Source organism: Halostella limicola, from assembly GCF_003675875.1.
GTDB classification, from domain to species: Archaea; Halobacteriota; Halobacteria; order Halobacteriales; family Natronoarchaeaceae; genus Halostella; species Halostella limicola.
Genome location: NZ_RCDI01000002.1, coordinates 328,136 through 346,991 on the forward strand (window position 1 = coordinate 328,136; position 18,856 = coordinate 346,991).

The window sequence follows — 18,856 nt, forward strand, 5'->3', positions numbered from 1 at the left end:
TTTTGGCGGGGGGCCGCCTCTGTTGAGCCATGGTTGACATACATGCGGGCCAGCGCGTCGCGATGCTCGCCGACGCGCAGAACCTCTACCACACGGCACAGAGCATCTACAGCAGAAACATCGACTACTCGTCGTTGCTGGAGAAGGGGGTACAGGACCGCGAGCTCGTCCGCGCCATCGCGTACGTGATCCGGGCGGACTCACCCGAGGAGGAGAGCTTCTTCGACGCGCTCACCGACATCGGCTACGAGACGAAGATCAAGGACATCAAGACGTTCAAGGACGGGTCCAAGAAGGCCGACTGGGACGTGGGGATGTGCCTCGACGCCGTGACGCTGACGAACCACGTCGACACCATCGTCCTCTGTACCGGCGACGGCGACTTCTCGCGGCTCTGTTCGCACCTGCGTCACGAGGGCGTCCGCGTCGAGGCGATGGGGTTCCAGGAGTCGACGTCCGACGAACTGGTCGAGGCAGTCGACGCGTTCATCGACCTGAGCGAACGCCCCGACACCTTCCTCCTCTGAGCGCGGCGACCGTCCCGCCGTAAGCGGGCCGGAGAATCAGACCGGACGACCGTCGCTGCCCGACGTACCGATGAGCAGCGACCCGGCGGCCATGCCGAGCGAGGCGAGTGCGGCGGGGATGAGCAGCGACTGTCCCCGCATGATTCCGGATGCCAGGAGGATGGCGCTGCTCACGGCGAGCAGCACGACCCCGAGCGCGACTTTCTTCGTATCCATTGTGATCGTAGATCGGAACCGCACGCTTATATTTTTCTCTAATCGCCGGACGGCCCTGTGTTACCTATTACCATAATACGTGGCAGGGCCTGTACCTTTCCCCGAACCCGTTCGGCCAGCAGCGGAAGGAACGAAGCGCGACCCCGACGCCCGCGTGTCGAAGGGCTTTCGAGTATCGCGGTCGAAATCGGCGGCAATGACCGACGACGAAAGCGATCTGGCGCGCCTGCGCACCGTCGCCGATTACCAGTTCGGCGGCGGCGCGGGCTCGGCGCTGTTCCCACCCGACGAACCGCTCGAGATCAAACGCACCAGCACCGGTCGCCCCCAGCAGGTGCTGGCCGAGGACGGGCGCCTCGTCTCTCACGGCATCGACGGGCGGTTCACCCTCGCGCTCGCCGGCGGGCGCCGCCTCGCGGCGGGACTGGCGGCGCCGACCGCCCGCGTCGTCGTCGGCGACGAGAGCGAACCGTTCGTCCGCGACGGGCGCAACGCGTTCGCCAAGTTCGTCGACGAGGTCGACCCCGGGGTGCGCCCGGACGACGAGGTGCTGGTCGTCCACGAGTCCGGCGAGTTGCTCGGCGTCGGCCGCGCGGAGCTGTCCGCCGACGCCATGCTCGACTTCGAGACGGGGATGGCTGTGAAGGTCCGAGAGGGCGCCGGCGAATAACCTTCGTCAGTCTTTTCTCGCAGTAACGCGACCGTCCGCGTATGTTCGGAGGAGGCGGCGGGGGGATGAACCCTCGCAAGATGAAGCAGATGATGGAACAGATGGGCATCGACTTCGACGAGCTCGACGCCCAGGAAGTGATCATTCGGACCTCGGACGAGGACCTCGTGTTCACCGACGCCGACGTGACGCGCATGGACGCGCAGGGCCAGCAGACCTATCAGGTCGTCGGCGAGCCCGAAACTCGCGAGGCCGGATCGGCCGGCGGCGCCGAGGCCGCGGACGCCGGCGCCGCTGACGACGAGGACGCCGGCGCGGCGGAGATCCCGGACGACGACGTCGAGATCGTCGCGATGCGCGCCGACGTCCCCGAGGACGACGCCCGCGAGGCGCTGGAGGAGAACGACGGCGACCTCGCCGCGGCCGTCGACAGCCTAGAGTGACGGTCGTTCTGGTCCACGGGGACCGCGAGTACCTCCGGGACCCCGGCGAGGAGCTACAGACCGACCTCGGCGTCCTCGACGTGCCGGAGGACGTCGAGCCGGGCGACGTCCTGGAGACCCACCTCGGCGAGGAGTTCGTCGTCCGCCGGCTGCGTGGGCCGGACCTCTTTCACCACCTCGAACGCACGGGCGCGCCGATGGTCCCCCGCGACGTGGGCCGGATCATCGGCGAGGTCGGCGTCGAGGCGAACGACCGCGTGCTCGACGCTGGCACCGGGACCGGCGTGCTCGCCGCGTACGTGGGCCGGATCGGCGCGGACGTGCTCACCTTCGAGCGCGACCCCGAGTTCGCCGAGGTCGCCCGCGCCAACATGGAGACGGCGAACGTCGCCGACGCCGTCGAGGTGCGCGCCGGCGACGTGACCGAGCACGTCGACGACCTCGGCGAGTTCGACGTGATAACGCTCGACACCGAGGACGCGCCCGCCGTGGTCGAGCGCGCGCCCGACCTGCTCGCTCGCGGCGGTTACGTCGCGGTGTACTCGCCGTTCGTCGAGGACACGCGGGAGGTCGCGCGGACCGCCCGCGAGGTCGGCCTCTCGAACGTCCGCACGCTCGAAACGATCGAGCGCGAGATGGACTTCGACGACCGGGGCTCGCGCCCCTCCACCGCGGGCGTCGGCCACACCGGCTACCTCACCGTCGCCCGGCGGGAGTGAGGTCGTCGAGCAGCTCCGGCGGATAGAGCACTTCTTCGCCGGTCTCGAACGCCGTCGGGTCCTTCCAGACGGCCTCGAACGTCTCGTCCAGCTCCGGCTCCTCCGCATCGAAGCGGTCCCGTTCGTAGGGCCAGTCCTCGACGATGTCCCCCTCGTAGAGCCGCCAGATCTCGTGGCCCTGCTCCCCGTCGAACTCGAACACCCGCTCGTACGTGCCGACACGCTCGACGTCGACGAGTTCGACCCCCAGTTCCTCGCGGAACTCCCGGACAACCGCCTCCTCGCTGCGTTCGCCGAACTCGATACCGCCGCCGAGCGGCCGGTAGAACGTGTACTCCTCCGCGGGGTCGTAGTGCTCGGCGAGGAGCAGCTCCTCGCCCCTGCGGACGACCGCGAGCGCCACCGGCCGGACGTCGCGCCAGCTCATGGACTACCCGGATAGGCGGAATCGCGGCAAATAGCTGTCGGAGGGCCGGCCGCGAGCGTCCCGGCCTCGGCGGACCGAGCCGCCCCGACACCCTATCGCGTCCGGTTCGCCGCCGGCGCTCGCGCGGCGCCGACCTGCCGCCAGAGTGTCCACGCGCCGAGACCGACCGCGGCCAGTCCGAGAACGGTGATCCCGACCGCGGCCCAGTCGGTCCGGGCGAGGGCGCAGTCCACCGTCTCTCTGGCGCAGGCCCCGAACAGCTCCCCGGTGAACGCGCCCGCGTACACGAGGGCGGCGCCGACGACCGCGCTGGCCGCGCCGCCCAGCGCTTTCGGGAGTGACTCGTCCGGCGTTCTCGACTCGGGGGCGGTCCCCTCCGGTCCGTCCGGATCCGCCCGCCGTGAGAGCAGGGCGGAGGCGAGCATGAGCGCCGCGGCGGGCCCGACGAAGCCGGCGATCGACCACATCCCGACCACGGAAAGCGCTGTCAGCGCGAGCGCAGCCAGCCAGACCGGGACCGGCCGCCCCGTCCACGCGCCGACCGCGCCGAGGAGCGCGAGCCCCACCGCGAACAGCACCCATGCGGCGAAGAACGCGTCCGAGAGCGGCAGCGGAAGCAGGAGGTAACCAGCCGCCGCGGCGGTCGTCAGGACGGCGAGCGCGCTCAGGAGCCGACTCCAGGTTTCGGCCGCGGAGGGATCGAACGCGGGAGACATCGTCTAGAGAGACGATCGTATCGGTAATATATGTCACACAGTTCGGGCGGGGAGGGACCTCTCGAATCTCTCGGTGACTGTCCGGGTCCACGTCCCGAACCTCTATCATCTCCCCGCCGGATCGAGTGGTATGAAGTTCGCCGTTTTCGGCGCGGGTGGCGTCGGCGGCTACCTCGGCGCCCGACTCGCGGACGCGGGGCACGACGTCCACCTGATCGCCCGCGGTGACCACCTCGACGCCCTCCGGGCCGAGGGCTTGCGCGTCGAGAGCATCGCCGGCGACACGACGGTCGACACCCCGGCGACCGACGACCCGAGCGACGTCGGCCTCTGCGACTACGTCCTGTTCTGCGTGAAGTCGTTCGACACGCGGAGCGCCGCCGCGGACCTCGAACCGTTGCTCGGCGAGGACGGAGCGGTCGTCTCGTTCCAGAACGGCGTCGACAACGAGCGCTGGCTCGCAGAGGAGGTCGGCGAGGACCGCGTGGTCGGCGGCGTGGCGTACATCTTCTCGACCATCGGCGACCCGGGCGTCGTCGAGCACACCGGCGGCCCGGCGCGGTTCGTCTACGGCGAACTCGACGGGAAGCGGTCCGACCGCATCGAGGCGCTCGACGACGCGCTGTCCGCGTGCGACGGGGTCGACGCGGTGCTCGCCGACGACGTCCGCATCGAACTCTGGCGGAAGTTCGCGTTCATCTGCGCGCAGGCCGGCATGACCGCGACGACCCGCCTCCCGATCGGCGAGGTGCGCGACGCCGACGCGTCGTGGGAGATGTTCCGCCGATTGCTGGAAGAGGTCTGCGCCGTCGCCCGCGCGGAGGGCGTCGACCTCCCAGAAGACACCGTCGAGGACTGGCTCGACTTCGCCCGCGACCTCGACCCCGACATGTACTCGTCGCTCCACTACGACCTGACCCACGGCAAGCGGATGGAACTGGACGGCCTCCACGGCTCCGTGGTGCGGCACGCGGACGACGCTGGCGTCGACGCGCCGATGAACGAGGCGGTCGAAGCCGTGTTGCGGCCCTGGGCGGATCGCAACCAGAGGTAGTCGAGGTGTGGGGGCGGAGAGACGACGTTACCACAACTCTCGCACACCGGCCGGGAGCGCGGCGCGAGCCAGTACGGCGAGCGCCGCACGACCCGGGGAAGGGCAGGGCTTCAGGGACTATTGGCCGCGAACGAAGTGAGCGGTTCACCGCGAGCGCCGTCGGCGCTCGCGGGCTTTTTTGGCCGAGCTTTTTTGCGCGAGTGGTCGTCGGAGGCGACCCGAGCGGGAAAAAGCCGTCTTTAATGATCGTCCTCGCGCCACTTGTGCTCGCACTCGGTGCAGATGAAAAAGCGCGTCTCGGACTCGTCGGCCGCGCGGATCTGCTGCATGTACCAGTGCGCGCGGTCGTTGCCGCAGTCGGGACAGTGCGTCTCGGTCGTCGGGAGGCCGCTGTCCTCGGGACTCGACTCGATGATCTCGCTTTCCTCCTGCGCGTCGGTGATGACGAAGTCGGCGTCCTCGTCTTTGATCTGTTCGTTGCCGCAACTGGAGCAGACCCAGAGGCCGTCGTCGGCTTTCATCATAGAGCCGCAGTCGTCGCAGAATTCCATTACTGGCTCCAGATAGGCGACCCAGGTGATTTAAACGACGGGGTTTCGGTCACGTCGCGTCGACACCGTCCTTCGCGAGCGCCTCGTCGAGTTCGGTCCGCAGGGCCGCGGCGGAGTCGAACGCGTCGCTGTCCGTCTCGGAGATGAGCTGGCCGAGGTTCGCCTCGCCGTCGTCGAGGACGAGCGTGCAGTGGGCGAACTCGGTCGCCGCGTCCGGCCGCAGGACGGGGTACGAGAGGTCCTCCAGGGCAGCCTCGACGGCGGCGAGGTCGATCTGCTGTGGCATGAGAGAACGTAACTATGTCGAGGGACTTCTAAATATCGCCGGAAAGGTCAGGGCGACGGGAGAGTACGGAAAGCAAAAATAGCGCCTTCGCATACGGGACGGTAATGACCCTCTCGGAGGAGGCGCGCGACCGACTCGCCGACGTGGTGGAGTTGCAACCCACGAAGAACTCGGAACTGCAGGAGCGGTGGGGCGTCGACGGCGGGAGCGAGGTCCACGCCTACCTGGAAGACGAGCTGAAGGAGTACTACTACCGCGACGACAACAGCCTCATCCGGGCGACGGAGGAGGCGGCGGAACTGGTCGACGTCGAACCCGGCGTCGAGGCCGGCGAGGACAGCGTCCCGTCGGTGATCCGCGTGCCGGAGCTGCAGGTGCAGGTGTTCGAGGTGCTCGCCGGGCCGGACGAGCGGTCCGAGAGCGTCGTCTCCGTGCTCCACAAGCTCCGGGACCGGTTCGACGTCGACCCGGACACCGACGACGTGCGCTCGGCGCTCCAGAGCCTCCGCCGGAAGGAGGTCGTCGAGGTGGAGTACCGCACCGTGCCGACGTTCCGGCTGGCCGTCGAGCGCTCGGAGATCGACGTCGAAGTCGCCGGATAGCCGGCGAACCTCCTCGCGTACGGGCCGTCCGGTCCTTTCGAGGAGCGAACCAGAACCCCCTTTCTGTTGCGACCGCTAGTGCGGGCGATGCCTACGCCCCCCACCTCGCGCGGGATCTCGCGACGCGAGTTCGCGAAGGCGGCCGTCGCCATCGGCGGATCGGCGGCGCTGGCCGCGTGCATGGACCGCGACGAATCCGAGGACGTCGACGTGCCGCAGGGGCCGTCGGACCTCTCGACCCTGCCGGAACGCCAGCACGCCTGGGACGAGCAACTGGTCGCCGACGAGCACGGCAACCGCCTCGCCCCGCGGCACAACGTCCTCCTGCTGCTCTCGTACGCCGGGGACGGGACGCCGACGGACGAGGAGCGCGAGACGGTCGAGACCGCGTTCCGGAGCCTCGAACGCGCCTACCGCCGGGAGGCCAACGGGCTGCTGTTCACCGTCGGCTACTCGCCGGCGTACTTCGAGCGATACGACGCCACGCTCCCCGAGTCCGTCGACCTGCCCGAGCCGCGGGCGCTGTCGCCGCTGGAGGACCCGGAACTCGACGAACCGGACGCGCTGATCCACCTCGCCAGCGACCACGCGCAGGTCGTGCTGGCCGCCGAGGAGGCCCTGATGGGCGAGCAGGAGACGCTCAACGGGGTCGAGGTGGAGGCCGACCTGACCGGCGCGTTCGAGCGCGACGAGCGGCGGACCGGGTTCGTCGGCGACGGCCTGCCGGCCGAGAACCAGGACGTCCGCGGGATCCCGGACTCCGAGCCGGTGCCCGAGGACGCGCCGCTGTACATGGGCTTCAAGTCCGGCTTCGAGAAGAACCAGGCGACCGAGGACCGCGTGACCATCGACTCGGGGCCGTTCGCCGGCGGGACGACCGAGCAGGTGTCGCGGATCCGGCTGAACCTCCAGCAGTGGTACGAGCAGGACACCCGCGACCAGCGCGTCGCCAAGATGTTCTGCCCCGTCCACGCCGAGGAGGGCAGGGTCGAGGGCACCGGCGACAACCTCGGGACGGACACGCAGATCGACGGCGAGTGCGTCGAGAACGTCGAGGAGCACGCGCGGTCCAAGGGGATGGTCGGTCACTCTCAGAAGGCCGCCCGGGCGCGCGAGGGCGACCGCCCGGTCATCCTCCGACGCGACTTCGACTCGACCGACGGCGGGGAGGCCGGCGTCCACTTCGTCTCCCTGCATCGCTCGCTGAGCGACTTCGTCGAGACGCGGGAAGCGATGAACGGCACCGACCTCTCGGAGGGGTCGGCGGTCGGCCAGCGCACGAACAACGGCATCCTCCGGTACATGTCGGTCCGGCGGCGGGGGAACTACCTCGTACCGCCGCGGTCGCTCCGGGCGCTCCCGCGACCCGACCCCGAATCGACCGACTGAGGCCCTTTCGACGCGCGGACCAGAACCTGTTTCCTGACGACGTGCCTACGTGGGTCCGATGGAGCGACGCGACTTTCTGACGGGAGCGGGGGCGCTCGGCGCCACCGCCGTCGCCGGCTGTACCGACCTGCTGGAGACCGAGTCCGCGCGGAGCGTGCCGCCGGTCGTCGAGGACCGACCGGACGCCGTCTACCACCCGACCCACGTCGAGGGGATGGAGATGATCGGGACGGCGACGGACGGCGACTACGCCATCGGCCTGATGTACTCCTTTCCCCACCGGTTCTGGACGGTGACGGCGTCGGTCGCGGAGAAAGTGAGCCTCCGCGAGCAGGACGACGTCCACCTGATGGCGTCGGTGTGGGACCCCGAGACCGAGACGGTCCTGCCGATCGGCTCCGGGCCGCGGATGACGATCGAACGCGACGGGGAGGAAGTGGCGGCGAAAGCGCCGTGGACGATGATCTCCCAGAACATGGCCTTTCACTTCGGCGACAACTTCTCGCTCGACGGCGACGGGACGTACGACGTCACCATCGACCTGCCCGGGACGGGCATCCGCCGCCTCGGCGCGTTCGAGGGGCGGTTCGGCGACGCGGCATCGGTGAGCTTCGAGTTCGACTACAGCCGGGACGAGCGCGACGGCCTGACGTTCGAGACGTTCGACGAGAAGCAGGGCGAACCGGGCGCCGTCGACCTGATGGAGATGGACATGGTCCCCACATCCGTCGCGCCGGCGGCCGAGGACCTCCCCGGCGAGCACCTCGCCGAGGGGACGACCGGCGACGCCGTGTTCCAGGTCGTCGCCGTCGAGAACCCGGCGTTCATCGACGAGAACGGCACCTATCTCGCCGCCTCTCCCCGGACGCCGTACAATCAGGTCCCCATCCCGCTCATGTCGCTGTCGGGGACGGTCGAGCGCGACGGCGAGACCGCCTTCGAGGACCCCCTGCAGAAGTCGATCCAGCCCGACCTGGGCTATCACTACGGCGCGTCGGTCGGCGACCTCGGGGACGGCGACGAGGTGACGCTCGCCGTCGACGCGCCGCCGCAGGTGTCGCGACACGAGGGGTACGAGACGGCGTTTCTCGACATGCCGCCCGTCGAGTTCACGGTCGGCGAGTGAGCCGTTCGAGAGGGAGGGGCCACGGGCGACCGCTGTCCCGCTACTCCGAGAGACCGGGCCGCCGACGCCGCCGACGGTCAGCGAGCAGCGTTTTGAGTCGCTTGCCCGGCCCGCCCTCGATGGGCCACCCCTTCGCGCGCCACGCCGGCGGTTCGGGTTCGAAGTCGGGACAGGCCCCGGAACACTCCGCCGCGGTCTGACAGCGCCCTTTCGCCCCGCACCGCGGGAGAAACTGGCCGTTCTCGTCCTGTAACCGGAAGTGCCGACAGTCGGGGCGCATCGTGTCGGCGTAGGACCGCCAGCCGCGCTCGTAGGCGCGCTCGGCGATCGCCAGGCGCTTCGCTCGCTTCTCCTCGGGCAAGACGTACTCGAACGTCGCGGGGGAGCGGTCGTACTCGCTCCCGGACGGGCGGTCGAGGATGCGCGTTCCCGGCTCGTCGACCGGCAGCGACCGCGGGTGCCAGGCGACCGACGCCGCGTCGGCGGCGGGGTCGACCGTCAGGATGCCGGCCTCGACGGGGACGTCTTCGAGCAGCGCGGGTTCGACGCGTTCCCCCGTCTCGCGGGTGGCGACCCACACCTCGTCGGCGAGCGACAGCGCCACGTCGCGCTCCAGTTGCGGGCGCAGCGCCCGGGCCGCGCTCGCGTCGAGGTCGGGCTTGTTCTCGACCGCGACGATCCGGTCGACCCAGTCCGGGTAGGGCCACTTCCGGCGGATCTCGATCCGGTTCCCGTCGCGGCGGGTGTCGAGGATCCCCCGGTCGTCGGCGCGGTGGATCGCCTCGCGGACGTAGCGCCACGGATACCCGGGGTCCGGCAGGGCGTCGCGGTACCACGCCCACTCGGCCGGCGCGTTGCGGACGACGTGGAGGAGGTCCGAGTCGAGCCGTCGCTCGCCGAAGCGGGCGCGCCGCTCCAGGGCGTCCGCGTCGGTCTGGATCACGATGGTGTCCCAGCGCCGCCGCTTCGTGCCGAGCTGTCGGGCGACGATCCGGGCGGTGCCGTCGTCCGCCGCATCGCCGGCCCCGTCGCCGGGCGGCCAGCGTCGCTCGGCCCAGCCGCAGACCTGCAGTTCGAAGACGAACTCCGCGTCGCCGCCGGGTAGCACGGTGGGCACTGGACGCTCGGCGGGCTAAGGCGTTCCGGGTTCGGGCAGCGCGGCCGTACCGCGGCCTGCCGGCGGGGGCTTACTCCTCGGCTTCCTCGCCCTCTTCCTCGAGTTTCTCGTCGAGGAACTCGTGAGCGTCCTCGAGGATCTCGCGGGGACCGTCCTGAGTGACCGTGTTGATCGCCTGCTCGTAGTCGCGCCACTGCAGGTCGCGGTGCTCGTGGGAGAGCTCCGCGCTCGCCTCGAACGACTTCGCGATGAACAGGTGGACCGTCTTGTGGATGGTCTTCCCGTTCGCCTCGAAGACGTAGTCGTAGTCCTTGCGGAACCCGTCGAGCAGTCGGAACTCCTCGATACCCGCTTCTTCCTGTACCTCTCTGATCGCCGTCTGCTGTAGCTCCTCGTCTCCCTCCACGCCGCCTTTGGGGAACTCCCAGTCCCCGGGGCGGCTCTTCAGGAGAAGGTACTCGCGCCGGCCGCGCGTATCCCGGTAGAGGATCGCGCCGGCGCTCGTCGCTTCGACCGTCATTATTCGTACGTTAACGACGCCCGGTTAAGAGGATACCGGAGCGGGGATGTGCCGCGGGTCGAGCGCATCGCGGTGGGTTTTTACCCGCGGGACGCCGTTCCCTACCCAACAATGACGTTCGTCACGAAACTCCGCCTCCAGAGCGGGGACCGCGCCGCGCTGGACCGAGTCGTCGAGGACATCAGGTCGACCGCGGAGCGAAAGGGCGCGGAACTGAAAGGCCCGCACTCCGAACCGCCCGCGGAACTGCGCGTCCCCCAGCACAAGCGCGTCGAAGGCGGCGGTCGCTTCGACGACTGGGACTACGTCGTCTACGCTCGGAAGCTAGAGATCCACGGCCACGACGAACTGGCCCGGCGCGTCACGCACCGGGAGTTCCCGCCCTCGGTCCACGTCGAGGCCGAACTCGAACAGGTGAACCCGCTCGGCAACGGGCGCGACTAGAACGTCGTCTCGCCGACGAGTTCCAGCAGCTCCGCCCGGCCGTCGTGGTCGTTGTCGTCGAACTCCGTCACCTTCACCTTCGCTCTCTTGTCGACGTCTTCGGGGCTCGTGCCGTCTATCGCCAGGAACGAGTCGCCGACGCGGGCGACGACGTCGTCGCCGCGCACGCCGGTGAGGACGACGGTTATCTCCTGTCCCGGCTCGAACGACGGCGTCGCGCTGCGGAACGACCAGCCTTTCAGGTACTTCTCGATCATAGGCGAGCCACCTCCTCGCTCTCGCGGTCGTGAACGTATTCCCTACCGAACCCGGTCACAGCGGCGACCAGGAACACGGCGACGAGCAGCCAGCCGTGGAAGACGTAGAGGAACACGTCGGCCGGGTTGACGACCATCGCCTGCGTGAACCAGTCGTACTCGCCGGGGAGTTGGGTTATCTGCGCGTAGCCGACGAGGACGCCGCCGGACCACGGGAAGATGTACCCCAGCGCCGAGGTGTTCGCGTCGAGGATGTTCGCGCGGCGGTAGCCGTTGATGTTGAACTTCTCGCCGATGCGGGAGATGTAGGGCGCGATGGCGATCTCCGCGGCGGTGTTGATCGTGATCATGCCGTTGACCATCGCCGTGCCGCCGACCATCGTCACCTCCGCGCTGCGGACCGACGTGGCGACGTTGTTCAGCAGGAAGTCCTGGATCGCCTCGAACCCGCCGCCCCGGATCATGATCTGCGCGCCGGCGACGATGAGCAGGGTGAGGACGATCAGCGGGAAGAAGCCCTGCGCCCCGGAGTAGATGCTACCGGAGACCGCCGCCTCGCCGCTGTCGACGATCTCGACGATCGGCAGGCCCGAGAGCACGTCAGCGAGCGGTGCGTCGCTCGGGGCCTCGAACAGCAGGATGTCGCCCGCCGAGGAGAGCCCGAGCGTGAGGTTGAAGATCACCGCGACGATGATGCCCCACGAGATGGCCTCGATGATGTGTCGGCCGGCCACGGCCGTCGCGATGACGACGCCCATCGAGATCAGGTGAACCAGCCCGTTGGGGTTGCTCTGGTCGACGAGGATGTCCCGCGCGTCGCCCGCGACCTGAATGCCCTCCATCGCGCCGCCCGCGACGACGTAGGCCGCGAACGCGATCACCGCGGCGATGATGGCGTACTTGAACCGCGAGGCGACGACGCCGCCGATGTCCGAGTCCTGCGTGACGGCGGAGACGATAGTGGTGTCGCTCACCGGCGCGAGGTTGTCACCGAACACCGCGCCGGAGAGGATCGCGCCGAACAGCAGGACGGGGTTCGCGCCCAGCAGGACGCCGGCCGGGAAGAACAGCCCCGTGAACGCGACCGTCGTGCCGTACCCGGTGCCGATGCCGGTCGCGAGCAGTCCCGCGAGGAGGAAGGTGATAGCCGGGAACAGCGTCGCGCCGACCTGCGCGGCGTCGGCCGCCCACACGAGGCCGCTGACGAACCCGCCGGCCTGGATGGTGTTGGCGAACATCCCCGCCCAGAGCCAGGCGACGATGGCCGTCGCGGCGACCCGTTGGGTCATCCCCTCGAAGACGGTGTTCGCGTAGGTCTTCCAGGACCCTTTGACGAACAGCATGCCGATGATGAGGCCGATCAGCATCCCCGCGACCAGTCCCGACGTGTCCCCGATGCGCAGGAGGCCGCTCTGGACGATGGCCCACGCGATGAAGAAGCCGATGGGGAACGCGCTCATCCCCCTGCCGCCGTAGAACTCGATGCCCCTCTCCTCGCGGGCGGCATCTCCTTCCCGTAGCTCCTGTTCGATGTCGTCGCCGCCGTCATCATCAGGTGGTCCTACTGCCATGTTCGACCGTCCATCGTCAACCTATTTTAACGTTTTTACGTGTTTTATTCAGCGGGTTGAATTTACGCTCTCGTCTATCGCCGGAACGTGCGCACGTCGACCGCGCCGTTCGGGGGGCCGGCCGCCGATGCCCGACGGGTTAAGTGAACCGCCGCCCAGTGTCGAGGTATGTCACAGCAGGTTTCCGACGACCGACTCGTGGACCTCAGACGCGACCTCCACCGCCGCCCGGAGCGGGCCTGGCGGGAGTTCTACACGACGGCGCGTATCGTCGAAGAGGTAGAGCGGATCGGCGTCGACGCGCTCCACGTCGGCCCCGACGCGATCGCGACCGAGGAGCGGATGGGCGTCCCCGGCGACGCGGAACTCGACGCCGCGTTCGAGCGCGCCCGGGAGGCGGGCGCTGACGAGGAAGTACTGGAACAACTGAAGGGCGGCTACACCGGCCTCGTCGCGGAACTCCACCGCGGCGAGGGGCCGACGGTGGCCCTGCGGGTCGACATCGACGGCCTGCCCATCACGGAGTCGACCGACGAGGAGCACCTCCCCGCGGCCGAGGGGTTCCGGTCGGAGCACGAGGGGTCGATGCACGCCTGCGGCCACGACGCCCACGCGGCGTTCGGCGTCGGCGTGCTCGAACGGATCGCCGACAGCGACTTCGAGGGGACGTTCAAGGTGTTCTTCCAGCCCGCGGAGGAACTGGTCGGCGGCGGGAAGGCGATGGCCGAGAGCGGCCACCTCGACGACGTGGACTACCTGTTCGCCGTCCACGTCGGCCTCGACCACCCGACCGGCGAGGTCGTCGCGGGCGTCGACGGCTTCCTCGCCGTCCAGCACGTCCACGCCGAGTTCTCCGGCGAGTCTGCCCACGCCGGCGGCAAGCCGAACGAGGGGAGCAACGCAAACCAGGCGCTCGCCGCCGCCGTGCAGAACCTCTACGCGATCCCGCGCCACGAGGACGGCGCGACGCGGGTCAACGCCGGCCAGATCGAGGGCGGTACGGCGTCGAACATCATCCCGCAGCACGCCGAGATGGAGGTCGAGGTGCGCGGCGAGACGACGGCGCTGAAGCAGTACATGGCCGACCACGCCGACCGCGTGATCCGGAGCGCGGCCGAGATGCACGACTGCGAGGTCGGCCTCTCGACCGTCGGCGAAGCGCCGAGCGCGGAGAGCGACGCGGACCTCGTCGATTTCGTTCGGGACGCCGCGAAGGAACACCCCGACGTCGACCGCGCGACCCGGCGCGACGACCTCGGCGGGAGCGAGGACGCCACGTACCTGATGCGGCGCGTGCAGGAGCAGGGCGGCCTCGCGACGTACGTCGCTGTCGGCACCGACCACCCCGGCGGCCACCACACCGCCACGTTCGACGTCGACGAGGCGAGCCTCGACCTCGGCGTCGACGTGCTCGCCGACGCCGTCCTCGACGCCGCGGACGCTCGGCCCTGAACGGCGAGAGCGGCGTCGCCTCGGCCGTCGCTTTTCACGCTTCGCGTTCTACCACCGGTATGTCGACGCCCGAAGAGACGCCCGACGAACTGCGGCGCTGGCGACGCAGGGACCTGCGCCGGTGGTTCCTGCTGTCCGGTAGCCGCAATCGGGTCGCCGCCGTCGTCGTCGTCGCGTTCCTCGCGTCGATCACCGCGCTCCGTCTGCTGGACGTCGTCGCGGTGACGAACCCCGACTCGGTGACGCGGTCGCTCTCGAACTTCATCGGCGGCAACATCACGCTCATCACCATCGTCATCTCGATCAACCAGTTGATCATCTCGCGGGAGTTCGGCACGCCCGACGAGGTCCGCGAGCGGGTCGACGAGATGCTCGACTATCAGGAGGAGGTCGAGGAGCACGCGCTCGGCGACGCGGTGAGTCCGACCACGCCCGGCGACTTCCTCGATTTCCTGACCGACGTGAAACGGGACCGAGCGATCGCCTTCCGCGACGCCGTCGCCGACTGTTCGGACGAGGTCCGGGCGGACGTCGACCGGTTCGTCGACTCCGTCGTACAGCAGGCGGACATCGCGACAGAAACCATCGAAAGCGAGGAGTACGGGAGCTTCGACACGCTGCTCACGATCATGGAGATCGACTACAGCGACGACATCCGGACGGTCCGAAAGCTCCGGCGCGACCACGGCGACGACTTCCCGACCGACGCCGCCGAGGACTTAGACGAGATGCTGGACCTCCTCGAAGACGTCGGCGTCGCCCGGAAGTACTTCAAGACGCTGTACATGCAACGGGAACTCGCCGACCTCTCGAAGAAGCTCCTGTACACCGGCGTGCCCGCGATCACCGCGGCGCTCGTCTCGGTGTGGATCTACGGGGAGAACCTCGGGCCGATGCTCAACACGCCGTTTCTCGAGATCGCCATCTTCCTGCTGACCGCTATCGCCTTCCTCCCCATCACCGTGCTGTTCGCCTACGTGCTGCGGATCGCGACGGTGACACGGGGCACCGCGTCGACGGTGCCGTTCAACGTCCAGAACGGAGGGCCGCTGTAGCAAGTTCTCAGTAATTAGATCGAAGTCCGTGACCTCGTCGCTGGTGGTTCAGTGGGGACGGACACGCACGACAGTCAGGAACGGTGTGATTTTCCCTCGCACTTTCGGTCCTCGATGAGTACAGCGGTTGCCGTTTTCAGTCGGCTGATTCGATAGAACCGCTTTCCGATTCCAGTTACGAACGAACGAGGGATGAAATACTGATCGAAGCGGTTAATGCGAATATCGGTATCCAGTTGTATTTATGCCGCCTGACGAGAGTCCCACCGTAGAGGACGCGTACGACAAACTGTCGAACACGTACGAGACGCAAGAAGATGACCCGTATTGCGCGGATTTTGAGTTTCCCGCGACGACGGAACTCGTTCCAGACGTAGAGGGCAAACGAGTCCTCGACGCGGGTTGTGGACTCGGTCGGTACGCGGAGTGGTTGATCGAGAAGGGAGCGGACGTTCTCGCTGTTGATCAGAACGCCGAGATGCTCGAACAGGCGAGACGACGGATCGGCGATGAGACAGAGGTTCGCCGGGCCGATATTACAGATCCGCTCGAATTCGCCGGCGACGGTGAGTTCGACGGCGTCGTTTGCAGCCTTTCGCTCCACTACGTCGAGGACTGGCGACAGCCCTTCACTGAGTTCGCTCGCATCCTCCGCCCCGGTGGATTCCTCGTGTTTTCGGCGCAGCATCCGGTCGATGAGTACGTCGCGTTCGAGGCCGAGAACTACTTCGAAGTCGAAAAGGAACGGATGACGTGGTCGGCCTCCGGTGAGGAAGTCGATGTCCCGTTCTATCGCCGGCCGTTTTCCGAGGTCGTCGACCCACTTCTCGAAAACGGATTCCGACTGGACGAACTGGTCGAACCGAAACCGAAGGAGACGTTCAAAGACAAAAAGCCGGAATCCTACCAGAAGCGGTTGAAATACCCCACGTTCCTGTGTATTAGAGCGTTACACTCTGAATAGCAACTGAGTGTAGACGCGAAGTTCGTCCGGCACCGAGGGAGAACTCGTAACCGCCGCGAACCGTTTGCGACTGCGGTCCGGGTCAGTACTTCGGCTCCGCGCCCGTCGTCTCGTAGACCGCGTCCATCAGGTCGTCGCGGTGGTCCTGCCAGGCCTCGAACGCGCCCGGTTTGGAGGGGTAGCGCTTGTAGTGCTCGATGAGGTCGTCGGCGCGCTGCTTCGTCCGGTAGAACGTCCAGATGACGTCGTAGTAGCCCAGGCTCTGGAACGCCGTCCGGAGCTTGAGCTTCCAGTCGATCGACGTGCTCCCGGAGTACAGCGCCTCCGCGAGCTTGTCGCCGGGGAGCGCCGCGAGCAGACCCATCAGGTCGTCCACGTCGACGGCCGTCGAGAGCACGTTGTACACGTCGAGGCCGGCGTAGCGCGCGCCGAAGTGGTCCATCACGCGCTCGTTGTACTCCCAGAGGTTGGCCTCGCTCACGTCGCCGTCCTCGATCGCGCCGACGGCGGCCTCGCCGGCGTACTTGCCGGCGTAGGCGGCGCCCGCGATGCCGCCGCCCGTCGTGGGGTTGACGTGGCCCGCGGCGTCGCCGACGGCCATGAACCCGGGCGCGACCGCGGAGTCGTAGGGTCGGCGCGTCGGGAGCGCCGCGCCGAGTTTGTCCTCGACCTCGGCACCCCGGAACTCCTCGCGGTTCCGCAGGTCCTTCTTCAGGTCGTCGACCAGCTGCATCGGCTCCTCGGTCATCTGGAAGCCGAGGCCGGCGTTGATCTCGGTGTCGGTCCGCGGGAAGTACCAGAGGTACCCCGCCGCGCGCTCGGTGGGCTTGAACACCAGTGCGTCGTCCCACTCGACGGGCTCGTCGACGTGGACGATCTCGCGGTACGCCGAACAGAACTGCGAGTAGTTCACGTTCGTGTCGAACGTGGCGTCTTCGAGGTCCGCCTTGTCCTGCAGGATAGAGAGCGCGCCCGCGCCGTCGATGACGACGTCGCCCTCGTAGGTGACGACCTCGCCCTCGCGTTTCGCCCGGACGCCCGTCACGCGGTCGGCATCGCCCCGCTCGCCGTCGGCCTGCACGACGTCCTGAACGACCGTGTCGTAGTGGAACTCCACGCCGGCCTCCTCGGCGCCCTCGATGATCCGGCGGCCGTACTCCCAGCGGTCGATGACGGCGAGCTCGCCGGGAATGGGGATCTCCAGAACGGTGTCCTCCTGGGGGATCTCGAACCGACCGTGGTCGACCCCAGTGTTCGTGAACGCCGGTTCGAGCTTCGACTTCGGGATCGCCTCCGGGAACGCGTCGGCCCCCTTCAGCGCGTCGCCGCAGGCGATGTGGCCCGCCTCCTCCTCGGGCTTTCGCTCGACGACGACGACGTCGTACCCCTCGCTCGCGATCGTCGCGGCGGCGTAGCAGCCGGCCGTGCCGGCGCCCACGACGACCACGTCCCGCTCGTGACTGGTCATACCACTCCCGTCCACACCCCACTGTCAAAACGTTTTATTTGTCCTCGCCGGCGATTTCCGTCGATACCGACGGGACAGAAAGGTGATAAAGAATTTTATCGGAGTTCGACGTAGCCCCGGAACATGGCTGACTACACCGTGGAGTTCGTCGGGACCGGGGAGGAGATAACGGTCTCCGACAAGGAGACGATCCTGAGCCGGTGCATCGAGGAAGGGATCGCTCAGGAGTACTCCTGCCGGGTCGGGATGTGTCTCGCCTGTTCGGCGAAGATAATCGAGGGCGACGTGACCCAGCCCGCGGCCCGCGGTCTCACCGAGGAGGAGGCCGAGTCGTACGCGCTGACCTGCATGGCCCGGCCCCAGTCCGACCTGAAACTCGACCGCGGGAAGTACCCGCCGAGCATCGAGTCCGACGCCGAGGCCGAGGCGAACAGCCCCGCCGCGGCCGACGACTAGCGGTTCTCCTCGAACCACTCGACGGCGAAGTCGACCAGTTCTACCTGCGAGCACAGCGTCGCCCGCCCCTCGCCGACCGGTCCCGTCGGCGGGTCGGCCGCCGCCTCGAAGGCCGCGCCGAGTTCCCGGAAGTCGCTCGTGTCGCCCGCCACGTCCTCGTACTCGATCCACCGCCGCTCGCCGTCCTCCAGTATCGGGCCGCCGTCGACCACCTCGGTCTTCGGGTACGACGCCCGGTACTCGGCGAGATGCAGCGACGTGTTCGTGTCGTGGCCGGTGCCGAGCAGCAGCACCGCCGCGTCGAGTTCGTAGAGCCGGGCGAGCGGGGACTCCTCCCCCAGCGGGTAGTCGTAGGCGTGGTCGGCGGTGACGAACTCGGCGTCGGCGCCCCGCGCGGCGAAGGAGACGCAGGGGTGGCGGCTCCGCCGAACGCCGGGATACGTCCGGAAGCACTCGGCGACCGCCCCCATCCCGCGCGTCGGCGTGACCGCCGGGCGGTACGGCGCGCCCCCGTGGCGAACGTCGTCGTACCACGATTCGGGGACCGGCGGCGCCTCCCAGGACTTCGGGTCCGAGAGCTGCGTCGAGTGGGTCGGCATCGCGAGCGTGCCGTCGTCGGTGACGACCGAGAGCAGCGCGTCGACGACGGTCGGCGCGCCGCCCGCGACCCACCCGAGCGACGACAGCGAGGAGTGGACCAGCACCGCGTCGCCGGCCGAGAGCCCGAGGTCCCGGAGGTCCCCGGCGAGTCGCTCCGCCGTCACCGGCGCGTCGGTGCGTTCGACGATGTCGCCTTCGCTCATACGGCGGCCGACCGGGGCGGACG

The 18,856-nt window shown here is 68.5% G+C and carries 24 protein-coding genes; 13 read left to right on the top strand and 11 right to left on the bottom strand.

The genetic code is table 11. From position 1 onward, the window contains the following. The first annotated feature begins 29 nt into the window (after positions 1 to 29). Positions 30 to 527 (top strand): LabA-like NYN domain-containing protein, encoded by a 498-nt coding sequence (locus D8670_RS09685; RefSeq protein WP_121817910.1) that lies wholly within the window; start codon positions 30 to 32, stop codon positions 525 to 527. 36 nt (positions 528 to 563) lie between these two features. Here D8670_RS09685 and D8670_RS09690 read toward each other — a convergent pair whose 3' ends face one another. Beyond that, a complete protein-coding gene (locus tag D8670_RS09690; protein ID WP_193569345.1) occupies positions 564 to 743 on the bottom strand; it encodes a hypothetical protein in 180 nt (59 codons plus the stop codon). Positions 744 to 939: 196 nt separating this feature from the next. On the opposite strand from D8670_RS09690, the gene D8670_RS09695 reads away from it, so the two are divergent. Genes D8670_RS09695 through D8670_RS09705 form a run of 3 tightly spaced genes read left to right on the top strand, consistent with a single transcriptional unit; the run spans position 940 to position 2,575 of the window. After that, positions 940 to 1,413, top strand: a complete 474-nt coding sequence (locus tag D8670_RS09695) for a PUA domain-containing protein (protein WP_121817911.1) — start codon at positions 940 to 942, stop codon at positions 1,411 to 1,413. A gap of 41 nt (positions 1,414 to 1,454) precedes the next feature. Further along, positions 1,455 to 1,856 carry a nascent polypeptide-associated complex protein gene (locus D8670_RS09700; RefSeq protein WP_121817912.1) on the top strand — a complete coding sequence of 134 codons (402 nt, stop codon included), beginning with the start codon at positions 1,455 to 1,457 and terminating at the stop codon, positions 1,854 to 1,856. Next, positions 1,853 to 2,575 (top strand): methyltransferase domain-containing protein, encoded by a 723-nt coding sequence (locus D8670_RS09705; protein ID WP_121817913.1) that lies wholly within the window; start codon positions 1,853 to 1,855, stop codon positions 2,573 to 2,575. The genes D8670_RS09700 and D8670_RS09705 overlap by 4 nt, the downstream gene beginning before the upstream one ends. On the opposite strand, the gene D8670_RS09710 is transcribed toward D8670_RS09705, so the two are convergent. Next, positions 2,553 to 3,002 (bottom strand): NUDIX hydrolase, encoded by a 450-nt coding sequence (locus D8670_RS09710; protein WP_121817914.1) that lies wholly within the window; start codon positions 3,000 to 3,002, stop codon positions 2,553 to 2,555. The genes D8670_RS09705 and D8670_RS09710 overlap by 23 nt on opposite strands. A 92-nt stretch (positions 3,003 to 3,094) precedes the next feature. Next, positions 3,095 to 3,718 (bottom strand): hypothetical protein, encoded by a 624-nt coding sequence (locus D8670_RS09715; RefSeq protein WP_121817915.1) that lies wholly within the window; start codon positions 3,716 to 3,718, stop codon positions 3,095 to 3,097. Positions 3,719 to 3,848: 130 nt separating this feature from the next. On the opposite strand from D8670_RS09715, the gene D8670_RS09720 reads away from it, so the two are divergent. Next, entirely contained in the window at positions 3,849 to 4,772 is a 924-nt protein-coding gene (locus D8670_RS09720; RefSeq protein ID WP_121817916.1) for a 2-dehydropantoate 2-reductase, read from the top strand. Between the two features lie 239 nt (positions 4,773 to 5,011). Here the strand turns inward: D8670_RS09720 and D8670_RS09725 are convergent, their stop codons facing one another. Together D8670_RS09725 and D8670_RS09730 are read right to left on the bottom strand one after the other, a co-directional pair. Next, positions 5,012 to 5,323 carry a transcription factor S gene (locus D8670_RS09725; RefSeq protein ID WP_121817917.1) on the bottom strand — a complete coding sequence of 104 codons (312 nt, stop codon included), beginning with the start codon at positions 5,321 to 5,323 and terminating at the stop codon, positions 5,012 to 5,014. Positions 5,324 to 5,372: 49 nt separating this feature from the next. Next, positions 5,373 to 5,609 carry a DUF5789 family protein gene (locus D8670_RS09730; protein ID WP_121817918.1) on the bottom strand — a complete coding sequence of 79 codons (237 nt, stop codon included), beginning with the start codon at positions 5,607 to 5,609 and terminating at the stop codon, positions 5,373 to 5,375. A gap of 104 nt (positions 5,610 to 5,713) precedes the next feature. Between D8670_RS09730 and D8670_RS09735 the strand changes: the two genes are divergently transcribed. The 3 genes from D8670_RS09735 (at position 5,714) to D8670_RS09745 (ending at position 8,726) form a co-directional block, all read left to right on the top strand. Next, positions 5,714 to 6,211, top strand: coding sequence for a DUF5797 family protein (locus D8670_RS09735; protein WP_121817919.1), 498 nt, complete (start codon positions 5,714 to 5,716; stop codon positions 6,209 to 6,211). Positions 6,212 to 6,298: 87 nt separating this feature from the next. Next, positions 6,299 to 7,600, top strand: coding sequence for a DUF7405 family protein (locus tag D8670_RS09740; RefSeq protein WP_121817920.1), 1,302 nt, complete (start codon positions 6,299 to 6,301; stop codon positions 7,598 to 7,600). 58 nt (positions 7,601 to 7,658) lie between these two features. Further along, complete coding sequence (locus tag D8670_RS09745; RefSeq protein WP_121817921.1) at positions 7,659 to 8,726, top strand: twin-arginine translocation signal domain-containing protein; 1,068 nt, start codon at positions 7,659 to 7,661, stop codon at positions 8,724 to 8,726. 40 nt (positions 8,727 to 8,766) lie between these two features. Here D8670_RS09745 and D8670_RS09750 read toward each other — a convergent pair whose 3' ends face one another. Together D8670_RS09750 and D8670_RS09755 are read right to left on the bottom strand one after the other, a co-directional pair. Then, positions 8,767 to 9,834, bottom strand: coding sequence for a DUF5787 family protein (locus D8670_RS09750; protein WP_121818580.1), 1,068 nt, complete (start codon positions 9,832 to 9,834; stop codon positions 8,767 to 8,769). A gap of 79 nt (positions 9,835 to 9,913) precedes the next feature. Next, complete coding sequence (locus tag D8670_RS09755; RefSeq protein ID WP_121817922.1) at positions 9,914 to 10,363, bottom strand: bis(5'-nucleosyl)-tetraphosphatase; 450 nt, start codon at positions 10,361 to 10,363, stop codon at positions 9,914 to 9,916. Between the two features lie 111 nt (positions 10,364 to 10,474). Here D8670_RS09755 and D8670_RS09760 point away from each other — a divergent pair, with 111 nt between their 5' ends. Next, entirely contained in the window at positions 10,475 to 10,807 is a 333-nt protein-coding gene (locus tag D8670_RS09760) for an uS10/mL48 family ribosomal protein (protein ID WP_121817923.1), read from the top strand. On the opposite strand, the gene D8670_RS09765 is transcribed toward D8670_RS09760, so the two are convergent. After that, positions 10,804 to 11,064 carry a DUF7513 family protein gene (locus tag D8670_RS09765; protein WP_121817924.1) on the bottom strand — a complete coding sequence of 87 codons (261 nt, stop codon included), beginning with the start codon at positions 11,062 to 11,064 and terminating at the stop codon, positions 10,804 to 10,806. The two genes, D8670_RS09760 and D8670_RS09765, sit on opposite strands and share 4 nt — an antisense overlap. After that, positions 11,061 to 12,635, bottom strand: coding sequence for a Na+/H+ antiporter NhaC family protein (locus D8670_RS09770; RefSeq protein WP_121817925.1), 1,575 nt, complete (start codon positions 12,633 to 12,635; stop codon positions 11,061 to 11,063). Before D8670_RS09770 ends, D8670_RS09765 begins: the two co-directional genes overlap by 4 nt. Before the next feature lie 168 nt (positions 12,636 to 12,803). Between D8670_RS09770 and D8670_RS09775 the strand changes: the two genes are divergently transcribed. The 3 genes from D8670_RS09775 (at position 12,804) to D8670_RS09785 (ending at position 16,106) form a co-directional block, all read left to right on the top strand. Beyond that, on the top strand, positions 12,804 to 14,087 hold the full coding sequence (locus tag D8670_RS09775; RefSeq protein ID WP_121817926.1) for an amidohydrolase: 1,284 nt from the start codon (positions 12,804 to 12,806) through the stop codon (positions 14,085 to 14,087). A gap of 59 nt (positions 14,088 to 14,146) precedes the next feature. Further along, positions 14,147 to 15,142, top strand: a complete 996-nt coding sequence (locus D8670_RS09780) for a DUF7972 family membrane protein (RefSeq protein ID WP_121817927.1) — start codon at positions 14,147 to 14,149, stop codon at positions 15,140 to 15,142. A 244-nt stretch (positions 15,143 to 15,386) separates the two neighbouring features. Next, positions 15,387 to 16,106 carry a class I SAM-dependent methyltransferase gene (locus D8670_RS09785; RefSeq protein WP_121817928.1) on the top strand — a complete coding sequence of 240 codons (720 nt, stop codon included), beginning with the start codon at positions 15,387 to 15,389 and terminating at the stop codon, positions 16,104 to 16,106. A gap of 82 nt (positions 16,107 to 16,188) precedes the next feature. On the opposite strand, the gene D8670_RS09790 is transcribed toward D8670_RS09785, so the two are convergent. Then, the gene (locus D8670_RS09790; protein ID WP_121817929.1) at positions 16,189 to 17,574 is read right to left on the bottom strand and encodes a geranylgeranyl reductase family protein; all 1,386 of its coding nucleotides are present in this window, start codon (positions 17,572 to 17,574) and stop codon (positions 16,189 to 16,191) included. A gap of 123 nt (positions 17,575 to 17,697) precedes the next feature. On the opposite strand from D8670_RS09790, the gene D8670_RS09795 reads away from it, so the two are divergent. Continuing rightward, positions 17,698 to 18,030: a 2Fe-2S iron-sulfur cluster-binding protein gene (locus D8670_RS09795; protein ID WP_121817930.1), complete on the top strand. Its 333-nt coding sequence runs from the start codon at positions 17,698 to 17,700 to the stop codon at positions 18,028 to 18,030. Here D8670_RS09795 and D8670_RS09800 read toward each other — a convergent pair. After that, positions 18,027 to 18,833 (bottom strand): AAC(3) family N-acetyltransferase, encoded by an 807-nt coding sequence (locus D8670_RS09800; RefSeq protein ID WP_121818581.1) that lies wholly within the window; start codon positions 18,831 to 18,833, stop codon positions 18,027 to 18,029. The genes D8670_RS09795 and D8670_RS09800 overlap by 4 nt on opposite strands. Positions 18,834 to 18,856: the final 23 nt, after the last annotated feature.

Coding starts and splice junctions, on each gene's coding strand:
- D8670_RS09715 (WP_121817915.1), bottom strand. CDS start 3,718: ATGTCTCCCGCGTTCGATCCCTCCGCGGCCGAAACCTGGAGTCGGCTC.
- D8670_RS09685 (WP_121817910.1), top strand. CDS start 30: ATGGTTGACATACATGCGGGCCAGCGCGTCGCGATGCTCGCCGACGCG.
- D8670_RS09735 (WP_121817919.1), top strand. CDS start 5,714: ATGACCCTCTCGGAGGAGGCGCGCGACCGACTCGCCGACGTGGTGGAG.
- D8670_RS09790 (WP_121817929.1), bottom strand. CDS start 17,574: ATGACCAGTCACGAGCGGGACGTGGTCGTCGTGGGCGCCGGCACGGCC.
- D8670_RS09800 (WP_121818581.1), bottom strand. CDS start 18,833: ATGAGCGAAGGCGACATCGTCGAACGCACCGACGCGCCGGTGACGGCG.
- D8670_RS09760 (WP_121817923.1), top strand. CDS start 10,475: ATGACGTTCGTCACGAAACTCCGCCTCCAGAGCGGGGACCGCGCCGCG.
- D8670_RS09795 (WP_121817930.1), top strand. CDS start 17,698: ATGGCTGACTACACCGTGGAGTTCGTCGGGACCGGGGAGGAGATAACG.
- D8670_RS09775 (WP_121817926.1), top strand. CDS start 12,804: ATGTCACAGCAGGTTTCCGACGACCGACTCGTGGACCTCAGACGCGAC.
- D8670_RS09690 (WP_193569345.1), bottom strand. CDS start 743: ATGGATACGAAGAAAGTCGCGCTCGGGGTCGTGCTGCTCGCCGTGAGC.
- D8670_RS09720 (WP_121817916.1), top strand. CDS start 3,849: ATGAAGTTCGCCGTTTTCGGCGCGGGTGGCGTCGGCGGCTACCTCGGC.
- D8670_RS09740 (WP_121817920.1), top strand. CDS start 6,299: ATGCCTACGCCCCCCACCTCGCGCGGGATCTCGCGACGCGAGTTCGCG.
- D8670_RS09725 (WP_121817917.1), bottom strand. CDS start 5,323: ATGGAATTCTGCGACGACTGCGGCTCTATGATGAAAGCCGACGACGGC.
- D8670_RS09700 (WP_121817912.1), top strand. CDS start 1,455: ATGTTCGGAGGAGGCGGCGGGGGGATGAACCCTCGCAAGATGAAGCAG.
- D8670_RS09765 (WP_121817924.1), bottom strand. CDS start 11,064: ATGATCGAGAAGTACCTGAAAGGCTGGTCGTTCCGCAGCGCGACGCCG.
- D8670_RS09770 (WP_121817925.1), bottom strand. CDS start 12,635: ATGGCAGTAGGACCACCTGATGATGACGGCGGCGACGACATCGAACAG.
- D8670_RS09730 (WP_121817918.1), bottom strand. CDS start 5,609: ATGCCACAGCAGATCGACCTCGCCGCCGTCGAGGCTGCCCTGGAGGAC.
- D8670_RS09745 (WP_121817921.1), top strand. CDS start 7,659: ATGGAGCGACGCGACTTTCTGACGGGAGCGGGGGCGCTCGGCGCCACC.
- D8670_RS09780 (WP_121817927.1), top strand. CDS start 14,147: ATGTCGACGCCCGAAGAGACGCCCGACGAACTGCGGCGCTGGCGACGC.
- D8670_RS09710 (WP_121817914.1), bottom strand. CDS start 3,002: ATGAGCTGGCGCGACGTCCGGCCGGTGGCGCTCGCGGTCGTCCGCAGG.
- D8670_RS09695 (WP_121817911.1), top strand. CDS start 940: ATGACCGACGACGAAAGCGATCTGGCGCGCCTGCGCACCGTCGCCGAT.
- D8670_RS09755 (WP_121817922.1), bottom strand. CDS start 10,363: ATGACGGTCGAAGCGACGAGCGCCGGCGCGATCCTCTACCGGGATACG.
- D8670_RS09785 (WP_121817928.1), top strand. CDS start 15,387: ATGCCGCCTGACGAGAGTCCCACCGTAGAGGACGCGTACGACAAACTG.